The organism is Streptomyces sp. NPDC001514, assembly GCF_053597075.1.
In genome coordinates this window covers 38,926-53,865 of sequence record NZ_JBSFHO010000032.1, presented here as the reverse complement: position 1 = coordinate 53,865, position 14,940 = coordinate 38,926, and the positions used below count along the sequence as shown (strand labels likewise).

The following is a 14,940-nucleotide window of genomic DNA, read 5'->3' as shown; positions in this document are numbered from 1 at the left end:
CGCGACGTACAGTTGCCCCATGGCTCGGCCTCGGCAGTTTGACGAAGAAGAGGTTGTGCGGACTGCCCGCGACCAGTTCTGGTCTGTGGGCTACAAGAGCACCTCCATGGATGACCTGAGCGCCGTGACGGGCCTGGGTCGAGGAAGTTTGTATGGAGCCTTCGGGGACAAGCATGCGCTGTTCCTGCGGGCTCTCGACAGCTACAACAGTGACGCGCTGGGAGCCTGGCGCACAACTCTGGGCGGCCCAGGACCGGCCCTGCCGAAGCTGGAGCGGCATGTACGCAACGTCACTGAAGGCATCAACTCGGATGTGGAGCGGCGCGGCTGCATGATGGCCAAGATTGCAGCAGAACTGTCGTCCGTGGACGAGGCCGTTGCCGAGCGGATCGCCGCGGTCGTCCGCGAACTGCACGGCGCGCTGCGGCGCTGCATCGCGCAGGCCCAGGCCGAAGGCTCGTTGGATGCAGATGCAGACGCGGACGGCCTCGCCAGCCTCCTACTTGCCGTGCTCCGGGGGGTTGAGGCCCTGGGCAAGGCGGGAGCCACTCCGGAGGTCGTCAATGGGGCTGCGGAGCAGGCCTTGGCGCTCCTTCCCCGCGTTTCGACGGAGGAACGTGCGCCGGGTTCCACGTCCTCGACTGGAGCCTGATCGTCCTTCGGCGTCACCAGATGGCCGTCGCCGGCGTGTAGTCGGCCGGGACGTCAAGCCGCTGGGGCCGACCCAGGGTCGGCCCCAGCCCGCCACGGCTGCGAATGGAGCCGAATACCGCCTCACCCCGCGCCCGGTCCCGGCGGGCGACCAGCAGCGCGCCTCGTTCGGCCAGCTTCGCTGCGGGGCTGCGCCGGTACTGCTGGTCGCTCCGGCACCAATGAGACGCTCCCGGTCGGGAGGATCACCCTGGCGGGAAACCTGTTCGACCCGCACTTCCAGTGATCGGTTGAGATACGGCATGTCAGGGCGGCGATAGGGGGCGAGGTGGCGGGTGATCTCCTCGCTCAGCCGGGCCTCGGTCGCGGTGACCGCATCGATGCGGTCAAGCATCGTCCGGGCCAGGAAAGCGTGATGATCGGTGAACTGGCCGGTCAGTGCGTGAGCCAGGGGCTGCCGTTTGGCCCGCATGCTGGCCCGGGCCATCTCCGCCAGAACCTCGGGATCGCGTTCCTCGGCGATCAGAGCTTCGAGCATCGCGCGGTCAGACTTGCCCAGCAGGTCCGAGACAACGGCGGAAAACACGCTTGCCCGTCGGCGGGCAAGGGCGATGACGGTCGAGCTAATTGACCACCGTCCCCGGCGTCAGCACTCGCTCGGCCGAGATGATCCTGGCCGAGATCGGCGCGGACATGGCCCGCTTCCCCTCGGCCGCCCATCTCGCCTCGTGGGCCGGGATGCGTCCGGGCAACCACGAGTCCGCCGGCAAGCACACCTCAGGCAAGTCCCGACCCGGTGATCCGTGGCTGAAGAACGCGCTCGGCCTCGCGGCCACCGCCGCGGCCTCGAGCAAGGACACCTAGCTGGCGTCCCGCTACAAACGGATCGCATTCGTGGCAAGAAGCGAGCCATGGTCGCCGTCGGGCACACGATCTTGACCTCGATCAGGCACATGCTCACCAACGACGCCGAGTACCACGATCTCGGAGCGGACTACTTCCTCCAGCGAAACGGCCGCACGCGCCAAACCCGCCGACTGGTCAGCCAGCTCAACATGCTCGGGTATCAAGTGTCCCTGCAGTCAGTGGAACCGGCCTGAGCTGCGGAAGTGCTGGATTTCCGAATCAGACTCCCGCCCACAACCGCTACACCGACCTGTCACGCCTGCCGGGCAGCGCGATGTCGAAACGGCTGCTTTGTGAGGCACGGATTGCTCATAGCCGTACGACAACTAGGGCGGTGTCGTCGTCGGGGCCGTCGCCTATGGGATGTACGTCAGTGAGCAGGGCGCTGGCGAGGTCCTCGGGATCGAGGTCGCAGTGGCGGGTGAGGCTGTCGGTGAGGCGCTCCAGTCCGGTGTCGATGTCTTCGCCGCGGCGTTCGATCAGCCCGTCGGTGTACAGCACGAGGGTCGCTCCCGGCTCGTAGGAATGCGAGGCCTGGTTTCTGACCATGTCGATGTCCCAAGTGCCGAGGGGCGGGTCCACGACCTCGTCCAGGACTTCGGCATTGCAGCCGTCGGGGTGGAGCAGCAGGGGTGGCAGGTGTCCCGCGCGGCTGTAGGTGATGGTGTGGGCGGTCCGGTCGACGACCGTTTGGAGGGCGGTCGCGGCGACGGCGCCCTCGATCGTGAGGGCTTGCAGGGCGAGTGTCTTGAGGGCGGTGGCCGGCTCACCTGTTGCGCGGACGGCGGCGCTGAGGGCGCTGCGGAGCTGGCCCATGACTCCGGCGGCCTCCAGGCCGTGGCCGACCACGTCTCCGACAGCAACGGCGAGGCGGTCCTGGCCGAGGTCGAGGACGTCGTACCAGTCGCCACAGACGTTGAGTGAACTGGTGGCTGGGCGGTAGCGCACCGCCACCTCACTGAATCCCGCCGGGACGGTCGGCAGCATGGCGCGCTGCAGGCTGACGGCGATCTCGCGTTCGCGTGAATGGGCGAGGCGCAGCCGTTCATTGAGTTCCTGCAGAACCTGGGACCGCGCGAGCAGCCCGGCTGTCATGGTCTCCTCATCACTGAGCGCGTCACCAGCTTTCTGCAAGGCGGCGCGGATGCGGACCAGCTCGGTGACCTCTTCCACCCGGAAAATGATCAGTGCCACCTGCCCGTCCGGGCCGAGGACCGGCGCGTTGACCGGACTCCAGTACCGCCTCTCCAACACCCCCGGCCGCCCGGGCGCCTCCAAGTCGTACCGCCGCAGCGGCATGGTGTCCTGCTGCCCCGTGGCCAGCACTCGATGCACCGACGCGCGCAGCTGGCTGCCCGGTGCCTCCGGATCCGCGGGGTCCACCGGGAAGACCTCAAAAACAGAGCGGCCCACCAGCTCCCTACGCCCCCGACCGGACCGGTCCAGGAACGCGCCATTGGCGTCCACCATGACCAGGTCAGGGGTGAGAAGCAGCGCAGGCCCCGGGAACGCGCGGAAGACCGCCTCGTAGTCGACCGAGGACGGCGGGGCCTCGCCGGAGGTGTCGGGATCGCTCACCCTCAGACCTCTACCCCGGACCGGCTGACACTCCAGGTGCGACACTCCCAAGGCAGCAGCGAAACGATTGATTGCCGCGGCGCGGGTGAACGGATCCTGAGTAGATGCTGCTCCCCACGGGCGTTCGGGGCAGTCGGCGAGGGCATCCGTCAGCAGGTGAGGGCACGGCCGCCGCAGTGCGGGCATCTCTCGGTGGTGGAGGTCAGGGGGAGGCCGTAGACCCAGCGCAGGCATGAGTCCGCCTGCAGCGGGCCGCGGTCGGATGGCCGGTGGTGGAGGCGGGCAGCTGGTCCCAGCGGCGTTCGGCGTACCCTGGCACGCCGGGTTGCAGGACGTCCGGTCAGGGGGGTGTGGAGCTGCAGCCAGTACCGGGGCGGCCTCTCTGCCGACGGCGATGCCCGGGACGTTGAACCGCTCGGCGAAGTCGGCGAGCCACTCGCGGGGCGAGGCGTGCGGGTCGGCGGCGCGCCGCATCTCCCACTGGTGCATCGCTTCGGCCAGGCGCACCGCTTCGGGGTAGACGACGGCCGGGGCCACCTGTCGGCGCCGGAGGCTGGGCCCGAACCCAGCGCGTCTTCCCGCTGCCGCCACAGGTCGCGGGCGAATTGCTTCGAGGCCCACCACCACAGCGTCACCTGGTGGGCGTCGGCGGCCGGGGCGCCCCCGGCCGGCCCCAGCCGGTGGTCGAAGGCCCGGTGCCACTGCAACGCTCGTGCGCTCGGGCAGGGGCGTGGTGTCGATGAGGTAGCCGCTGTCGTCCCCGCACTGCCAGCGTCGCCCGCACGAGCACGGGCGCCACCGGTGCCCGGCCGCGACCAGCCACGCACCGTCCTCCAGGCACAGCGGGCACGCCTTCAGCGGCCCGCCGCCGAACCCGTCCGGCCACGCGGTGACGCGCACCGCCGCGCCGAAGCCTTCAGCAACCGTTCGCCGTGGAGGCCGGGCAGAGCGCGTCGGAGCTGTTCCGCCTCCCGATCGACCAGGGCGGCGAGGTGGGTCACCGCGTCGGCACTGAGGAGGACCTCCTGGATGTTGGGACGGAGGTCTGCCAGGGAACGGCCGGGCAAGCGGCCATGGTGAAGCGCCTTGAGCAGCTGGGGGAGTTCAAGACCGTTGGCACTCGCCGTACGGGTGAGGGACGAGCCGGTGGTCTCCCCGTGGATGAGCGGGACGCGGATCGGCAGGTCGCCAGGACGGTATTGGGTAGCACTTAGCGATCACAGGGCCCGATCTCGAAGAGAACTAGCAACGCCGTGGCAGCGCGGGGCCGTGGGACCGCTGCCGATGGCGCGCGGGGAGATGCCCCACGCACCAAGTGACCGCTCGGGCTGACCTCTCGGGCTTGACCGCCCCGGGTGACGGACCGGTGACGCTTCGTCCCTCATGAGGTGGGTTCCTGAATCCGGGTGCAGCATGGAAGTACTGGCGATCAGGAGGTGCGTGATCATGCCCGAGTTCATGGACGTTCACCACGGGATGAAGGGGATCACGGACGAGCAACTGCGGGAAGCGCACCGCGCGGACCTGGCCATCGAGGCCGAGGAGCGGGTGCACTTCAAGCAGGCCTGGGCAGACCCTCAGTCCGGCGAGGTCTACTGCCTGTCGGAGGCGCCTTCGGCGGAGGCGGTGAAGCGCATTCACGAGCGCGCCGGCCACCCGGCGGACGAGATCCACCCGGTGCCACTCACGGCCTGACACCGTGCCCGGCGCAGAGATGCGCGCACAGTTCCGCATACGCCGAAGGGTGTAGCTCCTACTCAGGGAGGCGTTGAGCAGGAGATTCGCCCATCGACAAGCGGTCTGAGGTGGCCGAAGATCTGCTTGTGACTGACGACGACCTCGTCCTGGCTGTCCGTGCGTATGTTGCCGACCGGGAACTGCCCGACCCTGCGTCCGCGGATGATGTCCGGGCGGTGGAGCAGATGGTGGGGCACCCGATGCCCCGGCTCCTGCGAAGGTCCTACCTCGAAGTCGCCGACGGCGGCTTCGGGCCCTGGGAGGTGGTGTCCCTGACGGACACCGGCGACTGGTTCAGCGACTGTGCCGATCTCACGGAGGCATACCGTGACTTCGCTGATCCCGAGCGTCCTCTCCCGCCGGGGATCGTTCCGCTCATGGACCGGGGCTGCGCCATGTGGGCTCTGATCGATTTCAAGACGGCCGACGGGCAGATGTGGGACTGGGACCCCAACCTCTGCTGCACCGAACATGCCCTGGCCCCTCTCGGGCAGTCGCTGGCCGAGTGGATCACCGACTGGCTGCGCGGCATCATGCCCGACGGGCCTTATCCGCAGCGTGAGTTGTCCGGCAGGGACTGCGCCGCACGCTGATCAGGCTGCGAGCTGGCATCCGTCCTGGTGAGAGTCCTCGTGAACTTGATGTTCGTGAGCGAGATGGAAGCGCCAGTACGCGTCGAGGTCGCCGCTGCTGATCAACGCGCGGAGTGTGAGGAGGGCTTCGGCTCCGCCGAGGCCCCAGCGGGCGCCGGTGATGTCGAGCCGGGTGGCGATCAGGTGTCGGCAGGCCCCTTGGATCACTCCCGTCGCGATCGGCCAGCCGGCGGCGAGCGCACGGTCGTACTGGAGGAAGGGCTCCTTGCTGGTCAGGTAGCGGACACAGACATCGGCGCCGTGACGCCGGGCAGGCGTCAACCGCGCGATGCGGGCCTGCCGGTCGATCGCCTTGGCGGTCAGGCGGGAACCTCCGGTGAGCACGGTCAGGGCCTGGATCGCGACCCAGTCCTCGGCGGCGGGATCGCCGGGATCGTGGAACGACCACGCGGCCTGCCAGAGGTATTCGAGGACGTGGACGAAGTCGACGACGATGTGGACGGTGATGCCCCGCAGGGCGGCCTCGGTCTGAATGAGGTCGAGCTGGTGCCGGGCGCCGTCGACAAGGACGATCCAGGGACGTAGGTGTGCCGGGTCGCGGGCCTCAGCCTGGTCAAATGCTTCCTTGATTACGGTGGCGGCGTCGTGGATGACCGATCCGTGCAGCCATTTCCCAGCGGCCTTCGGGCCGGGCCGGGGTGTGCGCTGGCCGTGGCGTCCGCCGGGCGGAGCGATCACGTCGTGTGGGCGCCGGGGTGCAGGAAGAGCTCGAAGTTCGCGCCAGCCTGGAGTTCGGCCAGGGCGGCACGTGCAGAGTCGCTGTCCTCCCGGTCGAGTGCGGATGCCAGGTCATCGCGGTTCATGCGGTCAGTCTGCCCGTGCTGGCCACGCTCTGCGATGTCCTCGACTGCACGCCCACCGACCTGATCGCCACCTCGGCCCAGAACCTCCCGGCACGCCGCGCCGCCGGCGAGGTCGGGCGTCGCGAGGGAACGTGGACGTGCGCGAGGCCCTGCGCACCAGCGGAGTGGGGCGGGGCGGGCTGCGTGCCGCCGTGTACACCGCCCCCGGTGCCACCGCGGGGTTCGAATCCCCTGCAGGAAGCCTCGCGCTTCCTGTTCCTCCGGCCGGGCCCGGTCCGTAATTCCCCGTCGGGGCCTGACGGATGGCGTACAGTGGGCTCACCGACGCGGGGTGGAGCAGCTCGGTAGCTCGCTGGGCTCATAACCCAGAGGTCGCATGGTTCAAATCCTGCCCCCGCTACCAACTCCGGCCCCCTTGACGCACCGTCGAGGGGGCCGGAAGCATGTGGCGCCCGGACTTACGAGCCGGACATGGCCGCCGCGACCTGGGACGGCGCGATGTTCATCTGCTCGCCGTCGTACTGCACCGTCTCGCCAGGCAGGATGAACAGACCCGGCTCACCGTCCTGCCACGCCGCGCCGATCCGGCGCACCTGGACCGTCGGCCCCCGCGCGCCGGCATGGGGTCTATCTCCCACCCGTGCCGGCCAGCCACGCCTCCAGGGCCGCGGGGTCCTCGCTGCTCGTACCGCGCGGCCACTCGTACGTACTCGTCATGCCGTCCCCCTGTCCGTGGTCGGATCACCCCGGGCGATCCTGCCACCGGGTACCGACAACCTGGCCGACGATGCCAACCTCCCGGATGGGGCTGCATCCTGTGTGACTCCGATTCGTAGGTTGCGAGCCCACGGCGGTGGGATGGGGCGGTTCCGGCTCGTTCTTTGCGAGCCGTTCCGGCTTCCAGTTTGCGAGAGGAGGCGTCAATTGTGACGTCGAGCGCTAGTTGGCCACGTGATCAGGCGGGCGGAGGCCTCTGGCAGCATGGACTGATGAACATCGCGAACGACTCGGAAGACCCGCTCCAGATGCTGATCGGCTTGGAGGTCAGCGCCGTGTCCTTCGTGCGTGACTACGTCGAGCTGCACTTCGACGGGCCGGTATTGCGGTCCTTGAGCGACCCCTCGGGGGTGTATGGGGGCCGCGAGTGGCAGTTTCCTGCGCCGGGGTCGCTGGAGCTCATGCGCTGCTACATCGGCAAGACCGTCGACGGCTATGAACTGGATCCGGATCGGGTCCTCGCCCTGGACTTCGGAGAGCATCGCTTCGTCATCCCACTGGACTCCGATACAAGCGGGGGCCCCGAGTCGGCCCACATGGTCGGCGTCGACGAGAGCGGACGGACTTCCGCCCTCGGCGGGATGTGGATCTGGTACCAAGGGGCGGCGTCAATCCGGAGTGGCTTCCCAATGGAGAAGTCATCAACTCGGAACTTCGCCGGAGCCGTGGGCCTGGTGACGGCTCTCCTGCGGTATCACTGCGGTACTTGGCGAGGGTGTGTCGTAGGCCGACGATCTGGCTCCGCTTGCCGGACGGCAAACAGACAGGATTCGCCTAGAACCAGGATTCGACCGCGCCGACCTCGATCCCGGAAGCGCGCAAGTCGCTTTGGATGTCCGAGTAGATCTGGTCAAGCAGATCAGATTCTGATCCGTTGAAGCCGACCGGGATCTGGTCGTAGTTGTTGACCTTGTAACTTAGTCGGTAGCCGGGCGCCTGGCTGTCGTCACCGTCATACCAGTCAAATTGAACGTCGATCGTTGTGTTTCCGATCACGTAGTCGTCCGAGTTCTCGTCGCCTATCCGATCGATGATGTACTCGATTGGGTAAGTGAAGTAATAGCATTCGTCACGCTTCATCGAGCGAATCTCGTCATAGTCACTCGTATCGAACGCCATCAAGTCCTCCGTGCGCTATTCGTGAGCAGACGACCTCGGGTCATGGCGATCCGTGGAAGTCCTCGTGGGAGTCGTAGATGTTGTCCCTCGAAATGCTGTTCTTGTGTCCGCACTCTTCGCACTTCCACGTGTACCGATGGTCATCGAAGCCAGCTTGACCGTTGAGGTGCTCTCCGCACTTGTCGCAGTACCAGTCGACGTCTGGGAAGCGTTCGCTCATTCAGTCCTCAGTTCCCCGGTGGTGTCGGTCGGCCTCCGGTTCAGGAGACTCGATCCTTCTTGACGATCGTGCCGCAACTGGGGTCGGAGCACTTCAGCTGGTTGGTGGTGTACGGCTGGAGCGTGTACTTCCCGCAGACGGGAAGCTCGTGACCTTCGCCATGGCCGTTCCTCCTGGTGGCTGAACTCGCCGCTGTAGCGAGCAATTTGGCGGGGATCGTACCTCCGAAATAATGGTTGCGTCGATACAACGCCTCTGACCTGCGGTTTTGCAACTAATGCTCGCAGTGGCCGGTGTCGCGTCACTGTCGTCCGCACCCTGCTCTCCCGACTCGCCTCCCCCGGCATGGTGTTCACGATGGACGCCCTGCACACGGCCAAGAAGACAGCCCGCCTGGTCACCAAGACCCACGGTGCCCACTACGTCCTCATCCTGAAGGGCAATCAGCCTTTGGCTCACGCCGCCGCCAGGCCCTGCTCGCCGGCCCGGACAGCGAGTGGACCGAGACCACCGATACCCAGGACGACCGCGGGCGCGGCCGGACCGAACGGCGGACCCTGCGCTCCGCACCCACCGACAGCACCCTGTTCCCCGGTGCCGGCCAGGTCTTCCGCCTGCGCCGCGAGAGCGGCGAACTGGACGGCGCCTGGACAGCTAAGAGGCCGCGCAGATAGGCGCGGTGGGGAGCCCCGTCGTGAAACCAGGGCACAGGCTGGGTGATCACAGAGCTGCCACGCCCTGTGATCATCCGGGGTCTGCCTCGAACGGAGTGGCTGTGCGCCTGGCCGAGGGTGCAGAGGATCTGGGGCTTTGTCAGATCGCCGGTGCAGCCATCGGGGAGCGAGTTGCGGCGGAGATGAGAATTTCGCGGGGTACCCGCCCTGCTGCGGCGAGGGCGCGGCCCACTGGGTAGGCGTGGGCGCCTGTTGGGAGGTTTCCGCGGCGACCGCTGAGTACCACGTCGATGGAGCCCATGGTGCTGTGCGATTCCGTGGTTCGGTCCAATCGCCGCAGTGTTTGGCGGGCGACTGCCTCCGCGCTGTCGTACAGGGTGGTTCCGGTGGGCAGGCTCTGCAGAATCTCTGGCGTCACCAGGGGGTAGTGCGTGCATCCCAGCACCACGGAGTCGCAATTTTGGGGGGTTCGCTCGGCCGCGTCGGCGATGGCTGCCGCTGCTGCGGCCATGTCGCCGTGGTCGATCGCCTCGGCCAGACCGGGGCATGCGACACGCGCTACGGGCCGGCCGTTCGCGTAGTCCGCGATCAGGCGTTCCTGGTAGTCACTCGACGTGGTCCGGACGGTTGCCCACACGGCGATGCCTTGGCCGTGTGCTGCGGCCGATTTCACGGCGGGCACGGTTCCGATCACGGGTACGCGCGGTTCGAACCTCTCGCGCAGAGCGTCGACAGCGGTGACGGTGGCGGTGTTGCAGGGGACCACGATGCCTCCGCGCCCCGTTGGACGGCCAGTTGAGCGGCGGTGAGCAGACGGTCCGTGACGAAGGAGGCCGTTCTCGATCCCCAGGGGGCGCCGTCGGGGTCCAGAAGCAGAATCAGATCGAGTTCCGGGGCGAGGTGCCGAAGCCAGCCTGTAGTGGAAAGGAGGCCAAACCCTCAGTCGATCAATGCCACCGTCATTGGGTCAAGTTACCAGCCCGGTCTTGCCGCCTGGCTGGACTGGTACGGCTCATGGACCACTGTGAAGTTCCCTGAATGAGTAGGCGTGGTGGCTGGTGAAGGCTCCGTTTGAGCCCGCTCCCGCCGAGCGCTTCTCGCGCACGCGACTTGGAGCTGGCGTGGATGGTGGTCTGTCATGGGCGGCGGCGGGGCGGTCATCCCAGCGGTGAGTGGTCCACGCTCGGCGGATCAGGCTGCGCACGATGATGATGGTGTCGGCGAGGTCGAAGAAGGCATTGATGACGGTGGCTCGGCGTTCGTAGCAGCGGGCGAGGCGGTGGAAGGCGTTCTGCCAGGCGTGGTGCGTTCGACGTGCCACCTCTGGCTTGCCTTGATGGGAGCCTTCTCGCCCTTGTGTGCGATGCGGCCGTGCAGGCCGCGTTCGTCGAGCAGGGCGCGGGTGGCTTCGTTCACTTCAACCGACAGCGTTTGTTCGTGGGTTCCGGCGACGTTCAGTGATGATCGGCACTCTGGATGTTCACGGGAAATAGCGGCAGCGTCTTGGGCGTCCCGCTCGTCGACCTGCTTCGCAGATCGGCGTGATCGTTCAGCGGAAAAACAGCCGTGCTGTCTGGGGCAGAGGTGACACCATGCGGTGTCATGGCAGATGACAGCACCAGTGCTTTTCAGGCGGGCCAGACGGGGCTCATCGTCCGGATCCCCGAGGCGGAGCCGTCCGTCCGCAGGTGGCGTGAACGGCTCGACCCCTCAGCCCAGGCCGGGGTTCCAGCCCATGTCACCGTGCTTTTCCCGTTCCTCGACGAGAGCCGAATAGATGCGCTCGTCTACTCCGCTCTCGCGGACGTGCTGGGAAGCTACCAGGCCTTTGACCTGCGGTTCGAGAGATGTGGACGACTCCCGGAAGTGCTGTATCTCGTCCCCGAGCCTGACACGCAGTTGCGGCAGCTCACGGAGGCGATCGCTGATCGTTGGCCTGAGGCTCCGCCGTATGGCGGCCGGTTCGCCGAGATCGTGCCGCACCTGACCATCGCTCAAGGTCAGGAAGACGCCGTCCTGGAGGAGATCGAGGCCGACCTCGCCGGCAGGCTCCCGTTCACGTCTTACGTCTCGTCGGTTGAACTCATCGTGCACGACGGCACGAAGTGGCAAGAACGGGCGTCGTTCGCACTCGGAGAATGAAGCAGCTAACGACAAGGGCGGGATCTTCGGTCCAGGACGACTCATGCAATTCCGCCAGCACCGCCCGCCACCGGCCCGAGTGCGCGAGCGCCCCGACCAGCAGATGGGCGTGCTCACCCACTCCCCAGGTCCCGGTGGTCCGGCAGCTCCAGCCAGTCGAACTGGATCTCCTCGCCGGGCGGATGCGCGAACCGCGACGTTCCGGCCGGTCGCGGCATGACATGGCTCGCAGTGGGGGCCGACGGTGAACCGACGAAACGCACTGACCTGCTGTAACTCGGCTACCGCTGTGAGGATATCCCGCTCAGCAGTGTGGAGACCCCGCGCGAACCTCCGCGTGCCCGGCGCCGCCGGTATGGGTGATTGCTTCCCGGACCGACGACCGCCAGCATGAACCTGTGATTGCGGTCCCGAGCTGGGCATGGCGAGGCACTCCGGGTTGTAGGGCAGTGAGCATCGGCCTTCCAGCCGGGATCTTCTTCGGCGCATTGGTGCTTGCCGAGTCGGGATCATGGGTAGGTGCGTTCCTGGCGGCCCTGGTGCTGAGCACCTTCTACGGAATCAGGGTGTCCCGTCGGATGAGCAGAGCCTGGCCCGGAGCCGATGACCTGGACTCCGCCGACCGGGTAGCGGTGGTTCGCGCCACCCGACGTGGTGAGGACATCGGTGATGCCCGACTGGCGCCCGCAGTCATCGACTACAGCGGCGGTCTGCGGACAGTTCGGGAACAGGGTCGCGTCTGGGTGGTTCTGCTCTTCGCCGCACTGGCCGTGGCCCTCGCGTTCACCGACACCTTCACCGGATCAGCCTGGGAGACAGTGATGTCGTGGCTGGTGGTCACCTTCTTTCTCGTGGAACTGGCGTGGTGGCCCAGGCAGCAGACTCACGTCATCTCCAACGCGGAACGAGCGGAGAAGTTCGCTCGCGAGATCTTGCGACGGAACACGCCCGGCGGGTGAGACGGAGGATCTCCGATTCCCGCACAGTGTTCCTCATCTTCCATAGATACGGAGGGCCGGCGAGCGAGCCGAAACCGCTGGCCTGCCGCTGTCGTCCCTTCCGGCACTGCTGCTGCGCGCCGTTGCTCTCGTCACCGAGGTCCAGGAATGCCCGGCGATTGCTGACCCATTGAGGGGCGGTCCCCGGGCTCGTGGCGGCCGCCCCGCACGCCGACGCTCGACAGCTGTCCCGTCCTTCCGTCACCCGGCGAGCCGCAATTTTTCATCGGCTCCTCCGGACCTGATAGCGACGAAGCGCGCGGGTGAACGTCGAGTACCCACCCTCATAGCCCAGGCCCTTGACCTCGTCGAACAGGGTCGAGGCCCACAGATGGGGATCGTCCGTCAGCCGCTGCCGGCAGTACTCCAGAAACGGCACGAAGGCATCCGGGCTCTGACGGCGCTGCCCCGGCACCTGTCGGCCCGTTCAGATACGCGCGATCACGTCCCAGATGCCGCGCGATCGCCGAGATCGACCAACCCTGACGACGCAATGCGTAGGCATCCACGTCTTCCTCCCGCGTGAGCATCCAGGCCCCCGAACAGGCCGAACTCGTAGCTCATGCAGACTCTCCTCGAACAGAACTCCCATCCCGACACGCCGAGCGAGATCACACGAAGGGCGGGGAGATCAGAAGAGCACGTTTGGCCCACCTCAGAGCATCGGGTGGCCGCGCGTCCACAGCGGGGCGCACTACCTGAGCGACGTCGCGGCCGGGGCAGCCATCGGCCTGACGGCCGCCTGGCTGGTCCACCGCGCTCCCCGCCTGCTGCTGCGCCACCTCATTCGACCGATGAGCAGGCCAAGGGCGTGTATGCGCCGCTAGGAACACCGGAAAGGAACGCGAAGACGATGCCCAACCCCACTGACCACCCGCCCAGCCAGCACATCCAGGAGCCAGCGGGCGAGCTGGTCGAACAAGCGGAGCAGCTCATGCGCGCCGCGTGAATCTCGCCGGTGGAGGCGCCTGGTGCTGCCGCCGTGGCCGCGCACCGCGCTGTCGCTCTCCGTACTGTTGACCTTGATGAGCTGGGTGATGCCGTGATGGCCGAGGAAGAGGCGGCGGAGTCGGCGGGCGGATCGGGTCTGCCGGATCTGCGGCTGCGTATGGACGATCATCTGGGGGAGATCGCCGGACGCCTGCACGCCCTGGCCAGGACGAGGGACCGGCTGCCGAAGCTGCTGGACGCGGTGCTGGCCATCGGCAGCGAGCTGGACCTGCCCACGGTCCGGCACCGCATCGTCACCGCCGCCATGGACCTCGTCGGGGCCCGCTACGGCGCGCTCGGCGTGCTGCACGAGTCGGGGGAGCATCTGGAGCAGTTCATCACCGCCGGACTGTCCGACGAGGAACGTGCCGCGCTCGCCGGCGTCGGCTTCCCGCACGGGCGGGGCGTGCTCGGACACCTGATCCACCATCCCGAGCCGCTGCGGGTCGACGACATCCCCGCCCATCCGTCCTCGGTCGGTTATCCGCCCGGCCACCCGCCGATGCGGACTCTGCTCGGGGTGGCGATCAGCGTCCGCGGCGAGATCTACGGCGACCTGTAAGGACGACGAGGAAATCGTCCGCGCTCTGGCCGGCGCAGCCGGGATCGCGATCGACAACGCCCGCCTGTTCGCGCACGTGCGTGACAGCGCCGAGCTGTTCCAGCGGCTCCTGCTGCCCGCCTTGCCGGACCTGGCACCGTTCTTTGGTGCCGCGGTCTACCGGCCTGCCGCCGAGCCGGCCAGTGTCGGCGGGGACTGGTACGACGCGGTCCTGCTGCCCGACGACGCCTGTGCCGCGGTGATCGGCGACGTCGTGGGGCACGACCTGCACACGGCAGCCGCCATGGCACAGGTGCGCAACATGCTCCGGGCGCTGCTGTACGACCGGAAGACCCCGCCAAGCGCGGTGCTGACCCAGCTCGACCGCACCGTGGACGACATCACCGACCTTCCGGTCACCACCGCCTGCCTCGCCCGGATCGAACCCGCGCCCCAGAACTGGATGCTGCACTGGAGCACCGCAGGCCACCTGCCGCCCCTGCTCCTGACCCCCGACGGCCGCACCACCTACCTCCACGCCGAAGCAGGCCTCCCGCTCGGCGTCGACCCAGACCTTCACAGCCCCGACCACACCCACCCCGTCCCACCCGGCGCCACCGTGCTCTTCTTCACCGACGGCCTCGTCGAACACCCCCAACACCCCATCGACGACCGCCTGAACGCCCTCGCCGAGCTGACGGGCGCCCACGCCGCACTCCCGCTGGACGACCTCGTCCGCACCCTGGCCGACCAGCACCCCAGCGACGGCCGCGACGACATGGCCGTCCTTGCCCTGCGCAGTCCGACCAGCTGAATCTCAAGTGTCAGGACGACACAGCAGCACCTCTGACCCGGAGCTGAGACCGGTCAGCCGTCACCCCAACGAGCGACCCATAGCCGCCCACTTGACGGGTACGCGCCAACCATGACGACCGTCGAACCGGCGATCCGCCCGCAAGCCACGTCATCGCAGCCATCGTTGACGCCGTACAGGCCGGAGGCGACACACGCACTGACGACCTCCTGCGCCGCCTCGCACGCCTCGCCAACGTCCGCGACCTGTACGAACTGCGCCGCCGGCTCGGCCAGGCCGCTGGCTCTGCCCCACCAGAAAGGGAACATAGGCGTTAGGGGCATTCGCTCACCTGGCC

Annotated in this window: 13 protein-coding genes, 1 tRNA gene and 5 pseudogenes; 10 read left to right on the top strand and 9 right to left on the bottom strand. The window is 67.6% G+C overall.

Going from position 1 to position 14,940, the window contains the following annotated elements; all coding sequences use genetic code 11:
* Positions 1–19 precede the first annotated feature (19 nt).
* The gene (locus ACWCXB_RS28125; protein WP_450726561.1) at positions 20–652 is read left to right on the top strand and encodes a TetR/AcrR family transcriptional regulator; all 633 of its coding nucleotides are present in this window, start codon (positions 20–22) and stop codon (positions 650–652) included.
* A 309-nt stretch (positions 653–961) separates the two neighbouring features.
* Here ACWCXB_RS28125 and ACWCXB_RS28120 read toward each other — a convergent pair.
* Positions 962–1,231, bottom strand: a pseudogene (locus tag ACWCXB_RS28120) (IS110 family transposase); the annotation flags it as partial.
* A 47-nt stretch (positions 1,232–1,278) separates the two neighbouring features.
* On the opposite strand from ACWCXB_RS28120, the pseudogene ACWCXB_RS28115 reads away from it, so the two are divergent.
* A pseudogene (locus ACWCXB_RS28115) lies at positions 1,279–1,751 on the top strand (transposase); the annotation flags it as partial.
* Between the two features lie 115 nt (positions 1,752–1,866).
* Here the strand turns inward: ACWCXB_RS28115 and ACWCXB_RS28110 are convergent.
* On the bottom strand, positions 1,867–3,135 hold the full coding sequence (locus tag ACWCXB_RS28110; RefSeq protein ID WP_450726560.1) for a PP2C family protein-serine/threonine phosphatase: 1,269 nt from the start codon (positions 3,133–3,135) through the stop codon (positions 1,867–1,869).
* 1,446 nt (positions 3,136–4,581) lie between these two features.
* Between ACWCXB_RS28110 and ACWCXB_RS28105 the strand changes: the two genes are divergently transcribed.
* Positions 4,582–4,830 carry an SCO4226 family nickel-binding protein gene (locus tag ACWCXB_RS28105; RefSeq protein ID WP_450726559.1) on the top strand — a complete coding sequence of 83 codons (249 nt, stop codon included), beginning with the start codon at positions 4,582–4,584 and terminating at the stop codon, positions 4,828–4,830.
* Positions 4,831–4,958: 128 nt separating this feature from the next.
* Positions 4,959–5,465: an SMI1/KNR4 family protein gene (locus ACWCXB_RS28100; RefSeq protein WP_450726558.1), complete on the top strand. Its 507-nt coding sequence runs from the start codon at positions 4,959–4,961 to the stop codon at positions 5,463–5,465.
* Here the strand turns inward: ACWCXB_RS28100 and ACWCXB_RS28095 are convergent, their stop codons facing one another.
* Positions 5,466–6,203, bottom strand: a complete 738-nt coding sequence (locus tag ACWCXB_RS28095; protein WP_450726557.1) for a hypothetical protein — start codon at positions 6,201–6,203, stop codon at positions 5,466–5,468.
* Positions 6,200–6,328, bottom strand: a complete 129-nt coding sequence (locus ACWCXB_RS28090) for a hypothetical protein (RefSeq protein WP_450726556.1) — start codon at positions 6,326–6,328, stop codon at positions 6,200–6,202. The genes ACWCXB_RS28095 and ACWCXB_RS28090 overlap by 4 nt, the downstream gene beginning before the upstream one ends.
* A gap of 15 nt (positions 6,329–6,343) precedes the next feature.
* On the opposite strand from ACWCXB_RS28090, the gene ACWCXB_RS28085 reads away from it, so the two are divergent.
* Complete coding sequence (locus tag ACWCXB_RS28085; protein ID WP_450726555.1) at positions 6,344–6,676, top strand: hypothetical protein; 333 nt, start codon at positions 6,344–6,346, stop codon at positions 6,674–6,676.
* Positions 6,654–6,731 (top strand) — tRNA-Met (locus tag ACWCXB_RS28080). The genes ACWCXB_RS28085 and ACWCXB_RS28080 overlap by 23 nt, the downstream gene beginning before the upstream one ends.
* A gap of 55 nt (positions 6,732–6,786) precedes the next feature.
* On the opposite strand, the gene ACWCXB_RS28075 is transcribed toward ACWCXB_RS28080, so the two are convergent.
* The 4 genes and pseudogenes from ACWCXB_RS28075 to ACWCXB_RS28060 form a co-directional block, all read right to left on the bottom strand.
* Positions 6,787–6,966: a hypothetical protein gene (locus ACWCXB_RS28075; protein WP_450726554.1), complete on the bottom strand. Its 180-nt coding sequence runs from the start codon at positions 6,964–6,966 to the stop codon at positions 6,787–6,789.
* A 913-nt stretch (positions 6,967–7,879) separates the two neighbouring features.
* Entirely contained in the window at positions 7,880–8,224 is a 345-nt protein-coding gene (locus tag ACWCXB_RS28070) for a hypothetical protein (protein WP_450726553.1), read from the bottom strand.
* A 1,033-nt stretch (positions 8,225–9,257) separates the two neighbouring features.
* Positions 9,258–10,081, bottom strand: a pseudogene (locus tag ACWCXB_RS28065) (glutamate racemase).
* A 187-nt stretch (positions 10,082–10,268) separates the two neighbouring features.
* Positions 10,269–10,522: pseudogene (locus tag ACWCXB_RS28060) on the bottom strand (IS5/IS1182 family transposase); the annotation flags it as partial.
* A 198-nt stretch (positions 10,523–10,720) separates the two neighbouring features.
* Here ACWCXB_RS28060 and ACWCXB_RS28055 point away from each other — a divergent pair.
* Entirely contained in the window at positions 10,721–11,260 is a 540-nt protein-coding gene (locus ACWCXB_RS28055) for a 2'-5' RNA ligase family protein (RefSeq protein WP_450726552.1), read from the top strand.
* Positions 11,261–11,838: 578 nt separating this feature from the next.
* Positions 11,839–12,219: a hypothetical protein gene (locus ACWCXB_RS28050; protein ID WP_450726551.1), complete on the top strand. Its 381-nt coding sequence runs from the start codon at positions 11,839–11,841 to the stop codon at positions 12,217–12,219.
* 262 nt (positions 12,220–12,481) lie between these two features.
* Here the strand turns inward: ACWCXB_RS28050 and ACWCXB_RS28045 are convergent, their stop codons facing one another.
* A complete protein-coding gene (locus ACWCXB_RS28045) occupies positions 12,482–12,637 on the bottom strand; it encodes a hypothetical protein (RefSeq protein WP_450726550.1) in 156 nt (51 codons plus the stop codon).
* A 73-nt stretch (positions 12,638–12,710) separates the two neighbouring features.
* Between ACWCXB_RS28045 and ACWCXB_RS28040 the strand changes: the two genes are divergently transcribed.
* Positions 12,711–13,085, top strand: coding sequence for a phosphatase PAP2 family protein (locus tag ACWCXB_RS28040; protein ID WP_450726549.1), 375 nt, complete (start codon positions 12,711–12,713; stop codon positions 13,083–13,085).
* 281 nt (positions 13,086–13,366) lie between these two features.
* Positions 13,367–14,603 (top strand): annotated as a pseudogene (locus ACWCXB_RS28035) (PP2C family protein-serine/threonine phosphatase).
* The last annotated feature ends 337 nt before the right edge of the window (positions 14,604–14,940 follow it).